We start from the raw sequence: 16469 nt of genomic DNA on the forward strand, positions 1-16469 counted from the left end.
AGGATCGACATGCGAATGTCATCCCATAATCGCGCCGATGTTTCAATATCGGAAACTTATTATCTGGTAGGGGATTTTTGTTTTCGTATCTCGCCGTCACCCTCGCCATGGCTCCGCCGCGCGCTTTCGGCGAAACTCTGGATGCCTTCCCCGGCGCAGACCGCCAATACCGTGCACGGCGCGTCGCTCGTCCGGACATAGGCATGTGCCATGCCGCTATCGAAATACACCGAGTCGCCCGGTCCCAGCGCGAGTGGCGAATACATGGTCGAATGAAGTTCCATTTCGCCTGATATTACATACAGATATTCTTCGCCGACATGTTTGACCAACCCGCCCAGCTCTTCGACGCTGCGCGCCTTCACTTCGATGATGATGGGGACCATCTGCTTGTGCAGCAGGTCGGACGCCGGATAATGGTGGCTGTAACGGTCTCCCACCGCATCGACCCATTCCCCGGCGCGAGAGATGCTCCGACGCCCCAGCACGCCGGGTGACGGCGGCGCGGGGGGTCCGCTAACCAGATCGGCGACATCGATTTCCAGTCCCAGCGCGAGCCGGAACATCTTGTCATATGTCAGCTGCATCTTGCCGTTTTCGAGCTTCGATAAGGTCGAATAGGGAATGTCGGTGCGGCGCGCGAGTTCGCGCAGCGTAATTCCCTTGGCCTGCCGAACCGCCCGCAGTTCCGCCGCCGCTTTGTCCTGTTTGGTCACCTTGCCCATGACACGTTTCTAACCGGAGATGCGCTGCCGGGGAATATCGACTATTACGCTAATATGAAAAAGAGGTTGCATAATAAGAAACATGTAGCATCATGAGGACATAATTTTGGGGTGGACGAAACATGAAACCAACGACTGCACTGTTTTGCGGCGCTGCGCTCACGGCCCTCGCATCGCCTGCCGCCGCGCAGCAAGCGTCGTCGGCGAGCGATACTGCTGCGACTTCCTCCCCGCCAAAGCCTCAGCCGACCGGCTATGACAATGAAATTATCGTGACGGCGCAGAAGCGTTCGCAGCTTCTGATGGATGTACCGCAATCGATATCGGTCGTCGGCGGCGACCGACTCGACCAGCAACAGGCGACCAGCTTTGCCGATTATGCGGATCTCGTCCCCGGCCTGACGCTGCAACAGACCAATCCGGGCAAATCGCGCATCGTCCTGCGCGGCATCAACACCGGCGGCTCGAGCCCGACCGTATCGGTCTATGTCGACGATGTGCCTTATGGTGCGAGTACCGGGCAAAGCAACGGCGCGGTGCTTGCGGGCGATTTCGATTCGCTCGACATCGAACGGATCGAGGTGCTCAAAGGGCCGCAGGGCACGCTGTACGGCGCCAATTCGCTGGGCGGGCTGGTCAAATTCGTCACCACCCCGCCGCAGTTGGGTATAGTGGAGGGCAAGGCGAAAGCGGGCATTGAAGCGGTGAAAGGCGGCGATATCGGCTGGTCGGCAAGCGGCGTTCTGAATGTGCCGCTGGGCGAAAAGGTAGCCGTGCGTGCGGCCGGTTTCTATCGCAACACGCCCGGTTTCATCGATACGGTCGGCCTTGCCGAAGACGATGCCAATTCGGTCAAAAGCTATGGCGGCCGGGTGTCGGTATTGTTCAAACCCAGCGACACGCTTTCGCTGCGGCTAAACGCCATGGCGCAAAATATCCGCGCGGATTCGCAACAATCCTATGACGCCGATCCGGTTACGCTGAAGCCGGTTTCGACCAATCCCTATACGGGCGAGCCGGTCGACGGTTATACGCGCGGCGCGCGCTATCGCGAATATGGCAATACCGATTACCGCCTGTACAGCGGCGTTCTCGACTGGGATCTAGGCTTCGCAACGCTAAGCTCGGTCACCGGGTACAGCCGGCTGAAGAGCAATGATTTGCAGGACATTTCCGATCAGCTCGGCGGGCTGGGCGATGCCATTTACGGTAGCGGAGGGGCAGGCCCGGAAAGCGCCGGGATCTATTATCCCAATCAGGCCGACCAGAAGAAGTTCACACAGGAACTGCGCCTCGCTTCGCCCGCATCCGACACGTTCGAATGGCTGGTCGGTGCCTATTATACCAAGGAAAAGGGGCGCATTTTCCAGCAATATCTGCCCTTCGCCATTCCCGGCGGCACGCCGATCGATCCGACGCTGACGCTGCCGGTCGGACCGGACGGCGGCGACGTTACCTTTCCCGATTTCCTGATGGCGAAGCTCGATTCCGAATATCGCGAATATGCCGGGTTCGCCAATGCCACGCTGCATCTGGGCGATCGCTTTGATCTGACCGGCGGCGTGCGCTACAGCCATAATAAGCAGGATACCAGCCAGTTTCTGCAAGGTTCGCTGCTCCCGCTGGGCGGCGGCACCAGTCCCGATCTTCAGACCGGATCGTCCGACGAGGATGTTTTCACCTGGTCGGTTTCGCCGCTCTTCCGGATCAGCGATCATGCCTCCATCTATGCACGCGTGGCGAAGGGCTATCGCCCCGGGGGGCCGAATGTCGTTCCTCCCGGAGCGGGCGCTGACTTTCCCCGCCAGTTCAATGCCGACACGCTGATCAGCTATGAAGCCGGGGTCCGCGCTGAAACCGCCGATCGCAGCTTCGCGATCGATGCCTCGGTCTTCTATCTCGACTGGAAGGATATTCAGGTTTCCGTGACCTATCAGGTGCCGGGGCTGGGCGCGTTTACCGGCGACGGAAACGGCCGGAAGGCGAAGAGCCAGGGGGCGGAGGTCACCGCGACGCTTCGACCCGTCTCCGGGTTCGATGTCATCGCCAGCATCGCCTATACCGATGCGAAGCTCACCGATGACCTTCCCGGCATCGATATCGGGACCGGCTCGCTGGTACCGCCGGGCTATGACGGCGACCGGCTGCCCTACGCGCCCGAATGGAGCGCCACGATCAGCGCCGATTATCAATGGACGCTTTCGGGCGGTGCCGAAGCGTTTGTCGGCGGCAATGTCCATCTGATGAGCGATCAGGCGACCGACTTCGATCCCACCTATCGCATGGTGCTCGGCCGGCGGCAGTCTATCGACGGCTATGCGACCGTCGGGCTGCGCGCAGGCGTCGATATCGATCCGTTCCGCGTGACCCTTTTTGCGCACAACCTCACCAACTCGGGCGGGCTGGTGAATGTCGGCGCGTATGGCGCGCGACCGGGCGGCGCGATCGATGCGACGCCGATCCGTCCGCGCACCTTTGGTGCAAAGGTGGAATGGGGCTTTTAATCAGGCGAGGCGCTTCACGCCACGATCGGATCGTTCGAAAGGATGGATGAATGAAAAGGTTTCGACGCACGATCGCGACGCTCGCGGCGATACTCACCCTGGCCGTGCCGATCGTACCGGCCGCATCCGCTGCGCAAGACCCCGCTCCCGCCCAGCCCGCGCCCCCACTTTCGCCTTCGCCTTCGCCTTCTCAAAGCGCGCATTCCCTGACCGCGACCGACGTGGATACCTGGCTCGACGGGCTGATGCCCTATGGGCTTCAGAGCGGCGCCATCGCGGGTGCGGTGGTCGTGGTGGTGAAGGACGGCAAAGTCCTTACCAAGCGCGGTTTCGGCTATGCCGATGTCGAAAAGGGTATTCGCGTCGATCCCGACCGCACGCTGTTCCGCGTCGGATCGACATCGAAGCTGTTCACCTGGACTGCGGTGATGCAGCTGGTTCAGGCGGGCAAGATCGACCTCGACGCCGATGTGAACCGCTATCTCGATTTCAAAATACCGCCCGCTTTCGGCAAGCCGATCACGATGCGCAATCTGATGACCCACACTGCGGGGTTCGAAGAAACCCTGAAACATCTGATCGGTGTCGATCCGGACAAGCTCCGCACGCTGCATGAATCGGTTACCGACTGGGTGCCCGAACGCATCTATGCGCCGGGTGCAGAGCCGGCTTATTCCAATTATGGCGCAATGCTTGCGGGCTATATCGTGCAGCGCGTGTCGGGCGAGAAGTTCAACGACTATGTCACCCGCCATATTTTCGCGCCGCTCGGCATGCCGAATGCGACCTTTGCCCAGCCGCTGCCCGACCGGTTCAAACCATTTGTGTCGAACGGCTATGAGACCGCTGATGGAGCGGCGCAGCCCTTCGAGCTGATCGACCCCGCCCCCGCCGGTGCCCTGTCGATCACCGGCGGCGATATCGCACGATTCATGATCGCGCATCTGAACGGCGGCCCGCCGCTGCTCGATCCGCGCACCGCGACCATGATGCACAGCCGGGTCAACCAGCCGGTTCCCGGCCTGCCCGGCATGGCGCTCGGCTTTTATCAGGAGGATGGCAACGGGCTGAACATCATCGGCCATGGCGGCGATACGGTGCTGTTCCATTCGGACCTGCATCTGTATCTCGACAAGGGCGTCGGGCTCTTCATGTCGTTCAACAGCCGGGGCAAGAACGACGCTGCCTATCCGCTCCGCGCCAAGCTGTTCGAAGAATTCACCGACCGCTATTTCCCCGCCGCCCGACCCGACCTGCCGACCGCATCGACGGCGCGCGCGCATGGCAAGGCGATGGCAGGCACCTATCTCAGCAGCCGACGCGCGGTTTCGAGCTGGGCGCGGCTCTTCTATCTGCCGAGCCAGACCAGCGTGTCGCGCAATCCCGACGATACGATCACCGTTTCGACGATGACCAACGCTGCCGGCGTTCCGATCCGCTGGCGCGAGGTCGGACCATGGCAGTGGCAGGAGGTCGGCGGCGAAGGCCGGCTGGCTGCGGTCGTCCGCGATGGAAAGGTCGTCAGCTTCGCCAATGCCGAAGTCGCGCCGATCATGGTCTATATGCCCGCGCCTTTCGCACTCGATGGCGCATGGATCATTCCGGCGCTGGTCGCTGCGCTGCTGGTGCTGCTGCTGACCGTGATCGCGTGGCCGACCGTCGCGCTGGTCCGCCGCCATTATGGTCGCCGCGGCCCGCTGTCGGGGCGGGCGTTGCGGCTGCACCTCGCCACCCGTGCCACCGCCGCGCTCTATGTCGTGATCGCGGGCATGTGGTTCACCTTTATCGCGCTATTGAGCGCCAGCCTGCTCTATCTCGACGGGCGGCTCGACCTGTGGATGCGGATCGCCCAGATTCTTTCGCTGGTCGCGATCGCGGGAACGGTGCTCGTCTGCTGGAATATGTGGGTCGCTCTGCGCGACGGGCGCGGCTGGTTCGCGAAGCTGTGGAGCATCGCCATTGCGCTCGCGTGTCTGTTCATGACATGGTTCGTGATCGCACAGAACCTCATCCCGTCGAGCCTGAACTATTAACATGGCTGCCGGCGACGCAGTGCAGCCGGGCAATCTCAGCACGGTGGCCGGACGGGAAAAAACCCTGTTCGGCCATCCGCGCGGGCTGACCGTCCTTTTCCTCACGCAGATGTGGGCCGAATTCTCCTATTTCGGCCTTCAGGCGATGCTCGTCTATTACATGACCGGCGATCTGGGATTCAGTCAGGCCAAATCCTCGCTGATCTATGGCACCTATGGCGCGACGGCGTTCTTAAGCCCCTTTTTCGGCGGGATCATCGCCGATCGCTGGCTGGGCCGCACCAAAAGCGTGATCGCGGGCGGTGCGCTGATGATGGCGGGGCATTTTGCGATGGCGTTCGAGCCGCTGCTGTTCCCTGCCCTTGCGCTTGTGGCGATCGGCAACGGACTGTTCATCCCCCCGCTCGCGGTACAGGTCGGCAGCCTCTATCGCGAGCGCGATCCGCGTCAGGCGCAGGCTTTCAGCGCTTATTATATGGGCATCAATCTCGGCGGGCTGACCGCGCCGCTGGTCTGCGGATCGCTGGGCGAGATGCTCGGCTGGCACTGGGGTTTCGGCGCTGCCGGGATCGGCATGGCGATCGGGCTGATCGTCTATACCCGCAATCTGAAGCTGCTGCCGCCAGAACCCATGCGCCCCAACGCGTCGACACCCGGAGATCCCAAAATCCTGTCGGCGATCGACTGGCGCAACCTGCGTATCCTCGGCGTGATGATCTTCACGATCATTCTGTTCCGCGTCGCCTATGAACAGAGCGGCAATGTCATTGCGCTTTGGGTCGAACATCAGACCGACCGGAGCCTGTCGCTGTTCGGCACCGGGATCGAGGTACCCGCGACATGGTTTCAGTCGATCAATCCGGCGCTCATCATCCTCCTCACCCCGTTTCTGATGCGCCACTGGCAAAAGCGCGACCGGGGCGAGAGCCTGACGGTGCTGTTCCGCCGGATGAGCATCGGCTGCATGGTATCCAGCCTGTCGATGGCCGTCATGATCGGCGCTGCCCTCACGCTTTCAAGCGATGGCGGTCAGCCGGTAAGCATGTTCTGGGTGCTCGGCTATTTCGTGATGCTGACGCTCGGCGAACTGTTCGTCATACCGGTCGGCCTGTCGCTGATCGGCCGCCTGTCGCCGGTGCAGATCGCCGCAATGCTGATGGGCGCATGGTATCTCGCCAAATTCGTCGGCAGCATGCTGGCCGGGATCATGGGCGCGTATTGGGGCATCATCCCGGCAACTGTCTTTTTCGGCACCGGCATGGCCGCTCTGATCCTCGCGGCGGTCATCCTCGCAATAATGGGTCAGGTGCATCGGGAAAAATAGCGCATCGCATGGCCGGCCCTTCGTGGTTCAGCCCCGTTCGAGCGCGGCGGCGATATGCTGCGCGAAGCGATGCGCGGCGAGCGGTGCGCCTTGTGCCTCGATCAGCGCAACTTCTGCGTCCAGGAAGGAAAGCCGAAGCGGCGCCGGGTTTGCGTCGGGTCGGTAGGAACGTCTCACCCGGCGCGGCGGGGCATTTCGCTCCGTCGCCGTTATGGGCAATCACCCGACACGCGGTGGCGCGAGATGGCTTTGCCGCAAACGCAATTTCATGGTCCAAAGCTGCTGCACCAGCGGCTTCGTTGCATCATACTGCCCCGGCAGCATCGCAACCATCCCCCTCGCAAGCGCCAGCCCCAGATCGTCCAGGTCGAGAGAAAAGCACGTCAGATCGGGCGACAGCGCACGACATGCCGGATTGTCGCGCAGCCCGATAACGGCGACGTCGCGGCCGGGCTCCAGCCCCATGCGGCGCAGCGCGCGATATGCCCCGACCGGCGCCGTCTCCCCCATCAGCAGCAGCGCGGTCGGCCGCTCGGGCAGCGCCATCAGCTCGCTGGCGGTGGCCTCTCCGTCGCTCTCATCGGTTTCGCCATGGTGGACCAGTGCGGGCGCGAAGGCGATGCCTGCCCGCTCCAGCGCGGCGCGATAGGCTTGCACGACGATCTGGCTGTTATTGATGGTGGCGGGCGGCGCGACCAGACCGATCCGGCGATGCCCCGCGTCGGTCAGCAGGCGCATCGACTCGGCAACAAGCCCTTCGAAATCGAGGTCGATCCAGGCATAATCGCGCGCCGTCGCGGTACGTCCCAGTGCAACGAAAGGGATAGCCCGGTCGAGCAGAAAGGCTATCCGCGCATCCTCGTGCTGCGTGCCCGAAAGCACCCAGCCATCCACCGTCCCGCGCGACACATGGCGTCGCAGAAACGTCAGCCCGTCCTCCCCCTTGCGCGCCAGCAGAACCGCCAGGTCAAGGTCATGCTCACTCAGCCCGTTCTGAACCCCTTCGAGCAGCGCCATGAAAAACGGATCGCCGTGCATCGCGCTGTCATGTTCGAGGGTCAACATGAAGCCGATTGTCCCGGTCCGGCCGCTGCGCAGCGTCCGGCCCGACTGATTGGGGATATAGCCGTGGGTTTTCGCCGCGTCGATCACTCGCTTGCGCGTCGCCGGGCTCACATCTTTGCGGCCGTTCAGCGCGCGCGAGACGGTGCCGATCGACAATCCCAGATGACGGGCGAGTTCGCGTATATCCATATGCGCCCTGATCGCCGGGCACGACCATTCGCACAAGTGCTTCCTTAATTTGTCCAACAAAATAGATTGACAGCCGCACACAATCAGGCAACTGTCCGGAAACGTTTACGGTCATCGAAGAATGACGCATGCGGGGGATGAGGACTTGGATACGCTTGTTCTGGAAACACACGCGGTATCGTGGCGCTATAACGGCGACTGGCTGCGTGTGGAGGCCCATGGACGCGACGGCCTGCGTTTGCGGGCATCTCCCTTTCCCGATCGGGGCGACGCAGCCGGAGCCTTGCTGGACGAACCGGCGGACATCAGCGATCCGATCGTCACCCGCGACGGCGCGACTGCCCGGATCACCAATGGGCGGATCACTGCCGAGGTCGATCTGCAGGGTCGCGTCCGCTTTCTGAATGCGAGTGGCCATGTCCTACTGGAAGAAAAGTGGCGACAGCGCGACACGATCAGCAAGTTCTGGACCGTCGGCACCGATGAGGTTCGCACGATCAGCGCGCTCGGTCTGGCGGGTCGCGAGTTCCGGGTGATAGAGGGCGTCGACGTGGCGCAGATCACCGTTCGGTTCGAAGCGAAATCGGGCGAGCGGCTCTATGGCATGGGCCAGTATCAGCAGCCGGATCTTGATCTCGCCGGATGCTCGCTGGAACTGGCGCAGCGCAACTCTCAGGCCAGCGTGCCCTTCGTGGTGTCGAACCATGGCTATGGCTTTTTGTGGAACATGCCCGCTGTGGGCGATGCTCATTTCGCCGCCAACGGCGCGGTATGGACTGCCCGTGCTGCGCATGAGATCGACTATTGGATCACCGCCGCCGACACCCCGGCGGAAATTCTGCGCAGCTATGCCCGTGTCACCGGGACGGTGCCGATAATGCCCGAATTCGCGCTCGGCCTGTGGCAGAGCAAGCTGCGCTATCGCACACAGGAAGAACTGCTCTCGGTCGCGCGCGACTATCACGCGCGGGGCATCCCGCTTGCAGTGATCGTCGCCGACTTCTTCCACTGGCCGGTGCAGGGCGACTGGAGGTTCGATCCGCGCGAATGGCCCGATCCGGCCGCGATGACCGCCGAACTGAAGGCGATGGGGACCGAGTTGCTGGTATCGATCTGGCCGACGGTCGATCATCGCTCGGAAAACTATCCCGCGCTGGTGGAGAAAGGCTATCTGGTCCGTGCCGGACGCGGGCTCGACGTGCAGCAGGAGTTTTTGGGTAACACCCGCTTCATCGATGTAACCAATCCGGGCGCGCGCGCCTTTCTATGGGATACTGCAAAGCGCAACTATCGCGACAAGGGCGTGGCGCTGTTCTGGCTCGACGAGGCCGAACCCGAATATAGCGCCTATGACTTCGACAATTACCGCTATCACAGCGGCAGTGTATTGTCGGTGGGTAATGCCTATCCGCTGCACTATGCGCAGGCCTTTTACGATGGTCTCAGCGCCGAGGGCGAGACGAAGATCGTCAGCCTGATCCGCTGTGCATGGGCGGGCAGTCAGCGGTACGGCGCGCTGGTCTGGTCGGGCGACATTCACAGCTCGTTCGAGGCGATGCGCAACCAGTTGAGCGCCGGGCTCAACATGGGGCTTGCCGGGATTCCCTGGTGGACGACCGATATCGGCGGTTTTCACGGTGGTCATGTCGACGACCCGGCCTTTCACGAACTGATGATCCGCTGGTTCCAATGGGCGGTGTTCACGCCGATCCTGCGGATGCACGGCCATCGCGATCCGATCACCCCGCCCGCTGAGCCGTTCCGCGATGGCGTCGCCCAGTGCGATACCGGCGCGGGGAACGAGTTGTGGAGCTTTGGCGAAGCGGTTTTCGAAACATTGCGCGGATATGCCGATTTGCGCGAACGGCTGCGTCCTTATGTCGCGTCGCTGATGCGCGCGGCGCATGAGCATGGCGATCCGCTGATGCGACCGATGTTCTACGATTATCCGGGCGACCCGCGCTGCTGGACGCTGGACGACCAGTATATGTTCGGCCCCGATCTGCTGGTCGCACCCATAACAGCGGCGGGGGTGCGCGAGCGCAGCGTCTACCTGCCCGACGGGGTCTGGCGCGATGCATGGACCGGTGAGCGCTTCGCGAACGGCGGCGACATCGCATTCGCAGCACCGGTCGCGCGCATACCCGTTTTCGTGCGCGACGGCGCGACAGTGGCGGAGGCTTTTCTCCGCAACTGACGAATAAGGAACCGTCAAAAGGCGGTCCGGAGATGAAGGAGAGGATGATGGCGGCAACGGTTGCAAACCACGCCGTGGAGAGGGACGGCGGACAGCCCGGCGAGCGATCGACCGCGCATATCCCCTTCATAGAGAAAATCTGTTATGGCTTTGGCGACGCCGGCGGCACGATCGTCACCGGGCTGATCGCCAATTTCCTGACGTTTTACTATACGGACGTTTTCGGCCTCGCCCCCGCGATCGTCGGCATCCTGTTCCTGTCGCTGCGTATTTTCGACGCGATCTCGGATCCGCTAATCGGTATCATGGCGGACCGTACCTCGACGCGCTGGGGACGGTTCCGGCCCTATCTCCTCTGGACCGCGATCCCGGTCGGGCTGAGCTGCTTCCTCACCTTTCAGTCGCCCGATCTCAGCTATGACGGCAAGGTCGTTTATGCTGCCGTCACCTATTTCCTGCTCGCCTTCTCCTACTCGCTCAACAATGTTCCTTATTGCGCGCTGATCACCCGGATGACCGACAGCGCGCGCGAAGGCGTGTCGTGCCAGTCGGTGCGCTTTACGATGGTCGCCATCGCGTCCTTCTGCGTTTCGGTAGGATTGCCGATCATGGTCCGCTATCTGGGCGGCGCGGATATTGCGCGCGGATATCGCGACGGGGTGGCGATCCTGTCGCTGGCCGCGGTTGTCATGTTCCTGATCTGCTTCCTTGTCGTGCGCGAGCGGGTGGTCGCCGCCGATACCGCAAACGTGCCGCTTAAGCTCGCCATCGCCAATACGCTGAAGAACGATCAGCTGCGCTGGACCTTCCTGATGACCCTGCTCCTGATCGCAATCTTCAATACCAAGGGCGGTGCCGCGCTGTATTTCATCACCTATGTGCTGAACGGCGATGCCACCTATCAGGCGATGTTCTTCGGCACCGCGACGGTCGGCGGATTTTTTGGGTCGATCATCGTTCCTTTCTTCACCCGCCGCTTCGATGTGCGCACCGTCTATATCTGGGTGAACCTGATCCTCGTCGCCGGACATTTCGGCGCGTTCTTCGTGCCCGGCGGACATCCGATGCTGTGGCTGCTGCTGGTCGGACTGTGCTGCATCGTGCTGGGTTGCACGCTGCCGCTCCACTTCACGCTGATCCAGCTGGCCGACCAATATGGCGAGTGGAAACTGGGCATGCGCTCTTCGGGTATGAGCTTTGCCTTCAACCAGTTTTTCGTCAAACTCGCCTGGGCACTGGCTGGCGTCCTTATCAGCGGAGTGCTGGTCCTCGTCTCCTATAAAGCGGGAGCGGGCAACCAGACGCCCCTGTCGCTCGCCGGAATACGGATGCTGTCGACCATCATTCCCGGCCTGATGCACCTCGCGCTGGCCTTCGCCACTTCGCGTCTGATCCTGAACGGCGCGACGATCGCGCGCATGACCGCCGAGCGCGGCGCATGACTTTTCCTGCGGAGCCCTGCACCATGACCCAGCTGCTTCACCGTTCCACTCCGATGTTGATCGCCGCGCTGCTCGGGTCGGTCGCGATGCCGGCCCTCGCGCAGGAGCGGATTACCGTCGATCTCGCCAGCGATACCGGTGCGTTCCATGGCGGCGCATCGGGCACGCTCTACGGACTGTACGACGCGCGTCTGCCGCATCCCAACCTCGTCGAGGGCATCGCGCTGCGCACCGTCTCGACCAAGGCGCAGGACGGTCCGCAGCATCCCGGTGCCGACGCGCTGGAAGTTTCCACGCTGCTGACCGATGCATCGGGCGGCGACACCTATATCTACATGACCGATATCAACCGGGAATTTCCCTATGACTGGAAAACCGGGGACTGCGCCCAATCGGTCACGCACTATATCGAACAGCTCCGTGCGCAGGTCCGGCAGGTCAGGGACATGCCGCCGCGCTATCGCAACAACATCGTTTTCGTTCCGTTCAACGAGCCCGACGGCAACATGTTCTCCGACGGCCCCAAAGGCTGCAACGGCGTAAAGTGGCAGAACGACCCGACCGCGTTCAACAACGCATGGGACCGCGCGGTGCGAATGATCCGCAACGAATTGCCCGGCGCACGGATCGCGGGGCCGAATACCAGCATTCTTTATCCCGAGGTTCAGGGTTTTCTGCGCCATGCCATCGCCGCTGACACGATGCCCGACATCATCACCTGGCACGAACTGAGCAACCCCGCCACGGTCCGCACCAGCGTGCGCAAATACCGCGAATGGGAGGACCGGCTGTTCGCCGGGACCAAATGGCAGGGCCGCCATCTGCCGGTCAACATCAACGAATATGCCTATAACTACCACACATCGGTCCCCGGACAGATGGTGCAATGGGTTGCTGCGATCGAGGATTCGAAGGTCGATGCCGATATCGCTTATTGGAATATCGACGGCAATTTGAGCGATTCTGCGGTTCAGGCCAATCGCGGCAACGGCCAATGGTGGCTGCTCAATGCTTATGCGACGATGAGCGGCCATACCCTTTCCGTGACCCCGCCGCATCCGAACCAGAGCTACACGTTACAGGGCGTGGCGACTCTCGATCCGAAGCGAGAGCAGATGCGACTGCTGTTCGGCGGCAAATCGGGCGATGCTACCGTGGCGCTCACCCATATCCCGACCGACTTCGGATCGACCGTGCGCGTACGGGTGCGTGAGATCGACTGGACCGGGCAACTGGGCGACTCCCCGCCCCCAAGGGTGACCAGCGACCGGATCGTACCCGTCAAGAATGGTCAGGTCGATCTGAGCTTCGGCAGCAACGACCTGCCCGCCTTGCGCGAAGAAGCTGCCTATGAGCTGTTATTGACTCCGGGAGAGAGTGTGCGCCCCGCTGCGGTCACGCCCCGCTGGCGACAGGATTATGAAGCGGAAAAGGCCACACGGCGCGGACAGGGCCTGACGATACGCGGCCCCGAAGGGTCGCCCGAACATGTAGATCGCTTCCATGTTTCGAACGGCTATCTGGTCGAGGGGTTCAGGACCGGCACTGACGCGGCGCTCGATTTCGCGGTCGATGTGCCGCGCGACGGGCGTTACGATCTGAGCGTGCTCGCCAATACCTTTAACAAGGATCCGCTGGCCGCAGCGCAGGGACCGACCAACGTCTTTCTCCTGATCGACGGCAAGCCCGCGGGCGAGCTGTTCCTGCCGCTTGGCTACAAGCCCGCCGTTCTCGACCATGTCGACACCGTTATCCCGTTGTCGCGCGGTTCGCACACCCTGACCCTGTCGACCCATAGTGTCGACGGCAGGCAGCAGACACAGGGCAATGCGATGGTCGACCGGATCACGCTGACCTCGATCGATCCGGCGCGCACCAGCGCCCGTTATGACGTCGCGGATGCGGTGCTCAAAGGCGCGTTCACTCCCAAAGGCGATGGGGTGACGCTGGCCGAGGACGGCAGCGCGACCTTCTGGGTCTATGCGGCGAATGACGGACCGGCACGGCTGAACCCGACGGTCGACGACGGAACGGTACGGATGACGGTCAATGGTCGCGAGGTGGAGGACTCCGCCTTCCTGCTGGGCGGTATCAACAAGGTCGTGCTGAGCGCAGCCGCCGGGTCGCCGTCGGTGCATGGTCTTTCGGTAACGCCCGCGACCGGCCCCGCCCCCCGCCGATACGAAGCAGAAGATGCGCAGGCGGCCGGGAACGCCCGGATTGGCGCTGCGTCGCTCGCCAGCGGCGGCCGCGCGGTGTTCGCCATCGGCGGCGCCCCCGGCAACGGCAATACCCTCACCTTCCCGGATGTCGTGGTGGACAAAGCGGGGACCTATGCGCTGACCATCCGCTATTCGAACGAGGAACAGGCGAAAGCAACGCATTACAATCCCGACCCGCTCGCCCGCATAGCGCGTATCTCGGTCAATAGCGGCAAGACGATGCTGGTCACCATGCCGAACAGCTTCAATGCGAACAACTGGTGGCAGATGACGGTGCCCGTGACCTTGAAAGCGGGAGCCAACACCATCCGTATCGCGGGCGAGGAGCAACCCAATTGGGACGGGCACAGCTATGCCTCGCAGCGATGGCCGGGCATCGTACTGCGCTCGCGCTTCGCTCCCAATATCGACCGGATCACAATCACACCAATGCCCTGACCGCGCACCGGCAACAGCCGGGCGCGAGGGGTCTTTCCAGACTGCGGGCCGTAAACGTTTTTGGACAACAAAAGTAAGGAGGGGTTTATGAAAAAGGTCACCATCGGTACACTTCTTGCCTCGGTCTCCACGATGATGGCGGTAGCGATCGCCGCCCCTGCACAGGCGCAGGATCAGCAGCAGCAAGGTCAGACACAGAGCACCGCCGCCACCGGTCAGGAGGCGGCCGGCAGCCCCGACATCGTCGTCACCGGTATCCGCGCGAGCCTGAGCAGCGCGCAGAGCATCAAGCGCAATTCCCAGGCGATGGTCGATGCGCTGGTTGCCGAGGACATTGGCAAGTTCCCCGACAACAACGCCGCCGAAGCCATTGCACGCGTTACCGGGGTTCAGGTCACGCGCTATGCCGACGAAGCGAACGGCGTGCTGATCCGCGGTCTGCCCAATGTTCAGACGACGGTACAGGGCCGCGAAATCTTCACCGCCGATGGCCGGTCGGTCTCCATTCAGGACTTTCCCGCTCAGGCACTGTCACGGGTAGAGGTGTACAAGGCGACGACCGCCGAAAATCTGGAAGGCGGCATCGCCGGCCTGATCGATGTCGGCCTGCGCCGCCCGTTCGACTTTAAGGGCTTTCAGATCGCGGGCGCGTTGCGCGGCGCTTACAATACCGAATCGCGCAAGGTCGATCCGATCGGCAGCCTGCTGGTCACCGACCGGTGGCAGACAGGCATCGGTGAGGTCGGGGTGCTCGTCAACGCATCCTTCACCCAGACCCGCTATCTGAACTCGATCCGCTATCAGGGCTTTCAGGACAATGTCCCGGAAAATCAGCTGATCCTGCCGACCTCGGTCGGGCGAGACTTCACTTTCCCGCAGGATATCGGGCTCTATTATCGTCGCGGCAACCGCCAGCGCCCGTCCGTCAACGGATCGGTCCAGTGGAAGCCCGCCGATAATCTGATGATCTATGTCGACGGTCTGTATCAGGGCTATCGCGACCGCGTCGCCAACGACTTTTTCGGTATCCCCATTCAGTCCGACCCGAATGGCGGCAACCCGCCGACGATCCGCAATGCGGTGCTTACCGAGGACGGCAGCACGCTCCAGTCGTTCGATGTCGATCTCGGGCTCGTCAACGGTCCGTCCAAGGAATTCGGGACGACCCGCACCAACACCTATCAGGGTGCGCTGGGCGCGCGCTGGGAAACCGGCAATGCGGTTTTCACCACCGATCTCGCTTATACCAAATCCACCGTCGACGGAAACTGGGGCCAGTTCCAGACGCAGGTGGCAACGCCGCTATCGCTGTCGGTGAAGCTGAACGACGAGGGGAGCGTGAATTTCACGCCCAGCGGTGTCGATTTCGCCGATCCGAACAGCTTCTATATGCGCGGGCTGATCGAGAATCGCAGTCGCGCAACGGGCGACCAGTGGCAATGGCAGGGTAATGTCTCGCTTGATACGGGTTCGTCGCTGATCCCCAAATTCCTCTTCGGGCTTCGCTATGGCGATCGGAACGCAAGTTCGGTCTTTGGCGACCGCTATGCCTCGCTCGTCAGCCTGAAGGATCCGATCCTGAAGGTGCCTACCCTGTCGCAGGGCGGAATGGTCGCGCCGGGTTTCTGGAATGACGATGTCCAGCAGTTCCGGTCCTGGTACGCACCCGACGCCTTTCTGTTCAACGACCGGCTGAACGACGTTCGCGGCTATATCCGCGAAGCGCTGGTGCGTGAAGGTGCGGATGCCGCGACTCAGGATGCCTGGGCAGCAGAGAAACCCGGTCTCAACCCGCTTAACGCGTTCAAGGCGCGCGAGCAGGTGTACACTGCCTATGCCCAGATCAATTATGCATTTGACGTCGGCATTCCCGTCGACGGGGTGATCGGCACCCGGGTGATCGTGACACGCAATCGGCTGAACGGCACCAACCGCTTGCCGACCGAGGGCGGCGGTTCGGTGCTGGTCCCGATCGATTCATCGACGCAATATACCGACATCCTGCCCAATATCAGCGCGCAACTGCACTTTACCGACCGGCTGAAGCTGCGTCTGTCGCGCACGCAGGCGCTCTCACGGCCCGGCTTCAATCAGATCAATCCGACGCTGACGATCTCTCAGGGTACGATCGGCGGTAATATTTCCTACACCGGCAGCGGCGGCAATCCGAACCTTCAACCGATCCGTTCGGACAATTACGATGCTTCGCTGGAATATTATTTTTCGCGCACCGGCTTGGTCTGAGCCCCTAGATTTCCTCCATTGATAGGTAGAGTCCGGCCTTCGACAAGGAGACGGACGAATGAAGCGATCGAGGTTCAGCGAGGAGC

At 62.2% G+C, this 16469-nt stretch carries 10 protein-coding genes; 7 read left to right on the forward strand and 3 right to left on the reverse strand.

The window, feature by feature from the left end; genetic code table 11:
• Positions 1–59 precede the first annotated feature (59 nt).
• On the reverse strand, positions 60–725 hold the full coding sequence (locus EV664_RS03100; protein WP_133494165.1) for a helix-turn-helix domain-containing protein: 666 nt from the start codon (positions 723–725) through the stop codon (positions 60–62).
• A 122-nt stretch (positions 726–847) separates the two neighbouring features.
• On the opposite strand from EV664_RS03100, the gene EV664_RS03105 reads away from it, so the two are divergent.
• Genes EV664_RS03105 through EV664_RS03115 form a run of 3 tightly spaced genes read left to right on the forward strand, consistent with a single transcriptional unit; the run spans position 848 to position 6586 of the window.
• A complete protein-coding gene (locus EV664_RS03105; protein ID WP_133494166.1) occupies positions 848–3229 on the forward strand; it encodes a TonB-dependent receptor in 2382 nt (793 codons plus the stop codon).
• 50 nt (positions 3230–3279) lie between these two features.
• On the forward strand, positions 3280–5262 hold the full coding sequence (locus EV664_RS03110; protein WP_211338452.1) for a serine hydrolase domain-containing protein: 1983 nt from the start codon (positions 3280–3282) through the stop codon (positions 5260–5262).
• A 1-nt stretch (position 5263) separates the two neighbouring features.
• The gene (locus EV664_RS03115; protein ID WP_133494167.1) at positions 5264–6586 is read left to right on the forward strand and encodes a peptide MFS transporter; all 1323 of its coding nucleotides are present in this window, start codon (positions 5264–5266) and stop codon (positions 6584–6586) included.
• A gap of 27 nt (positions 6587–6613) precedes the next feature.
• Here the strand turns inward: EV664_RS03115 and EV664_RS19395 are convergent, their stop codons facing one another.
• Positions 6614–6763, reverse strand: coding sequence for a hypothetical protein (locus EV664_RS19395; RefSeq protein WP_188656350.1), 150 nt, complete (start codon positions 6761–6763; stop codon positions 6614–6616).
• 42 nt (positions 6764–6805) lie between these two features.
• Positions 6806–7840: a substrate-binding domain-containing protein gene (locus EV664_RS03125; RefSeq protein ID WP_133494168.1), complete on the reverse strand. Its 1035-nt coding sequence runs from the start codon at positions 7838–7840 to the stop codon at positions 6806–6808.
• Between the two features lie 145 nt (positions 7841–7985).
• Between EV664_RS03125 and EV664_RS03130 the strand changes: the two genes are divergently transcribed.
• The 4 genes from EV664_RS03130 to EV664_RS03145 all read left to right on the forward strand — a co-directional run bounded on the left by EV664_RS03130 (position 7986) and on the right by EV664_RS03145 (position 16383).
• A complete protein-coding gene (locus EV664_RS03130) occupies positions 7986–10037 on the forward strand; it encodes a glycoside hydrolase family 31 protein (protein ID WP_133494169.1) in 2052 nt (683 codons plus the stop codon).
• Positions 10038–10069: 32 nt separating this feature from the next.
• Entirely contained in the window at positions 10070–11479 is a 1410-nt protein-coding gene (locus tag EV664_RS03135) for an MFS transporter (RefSeq protein WP_229668062.1), read from the forward strand.
• A 23-nt stretch (positions 11480–11502) separates the two neighbouring features.
• A complete protein-coding gene (locus tag EV664_RS03140; RefSeq protein ID WP_229668063.1) occupies positions 11503–14139 on the forward strand; it encodes a carbohydrate-binding protein in 2637 nt (878 codons plus the stop codon).
• An 87-nt stretch (positions 14140–14226) separates the two neighbouring features.
• Positions 14227–16383 (forward strand): TonB-dependent receptor, encoded by a 2157-nt coding sequence (locus EV664_RS03145; protein ID WP_133494170.1) that lies wholly within the window; start codon positions 14227–14229, stop codon positions 16381–16383.
• The last annotated feature ends 86 nt before the right edge of the window (positions 16384–16469 follow it).

Origin of the sequence: Stakelama pacifica (assembly GCF_004361835.1) — a bacterium.
Classification (GTDB): domain Bacteria; phylum Pseudomonadota; class Alphaproteobacteria; order Sphingomonadales; family Sphingomonadaceae; genus Sphingomonas; species Sphingomonas pacifica.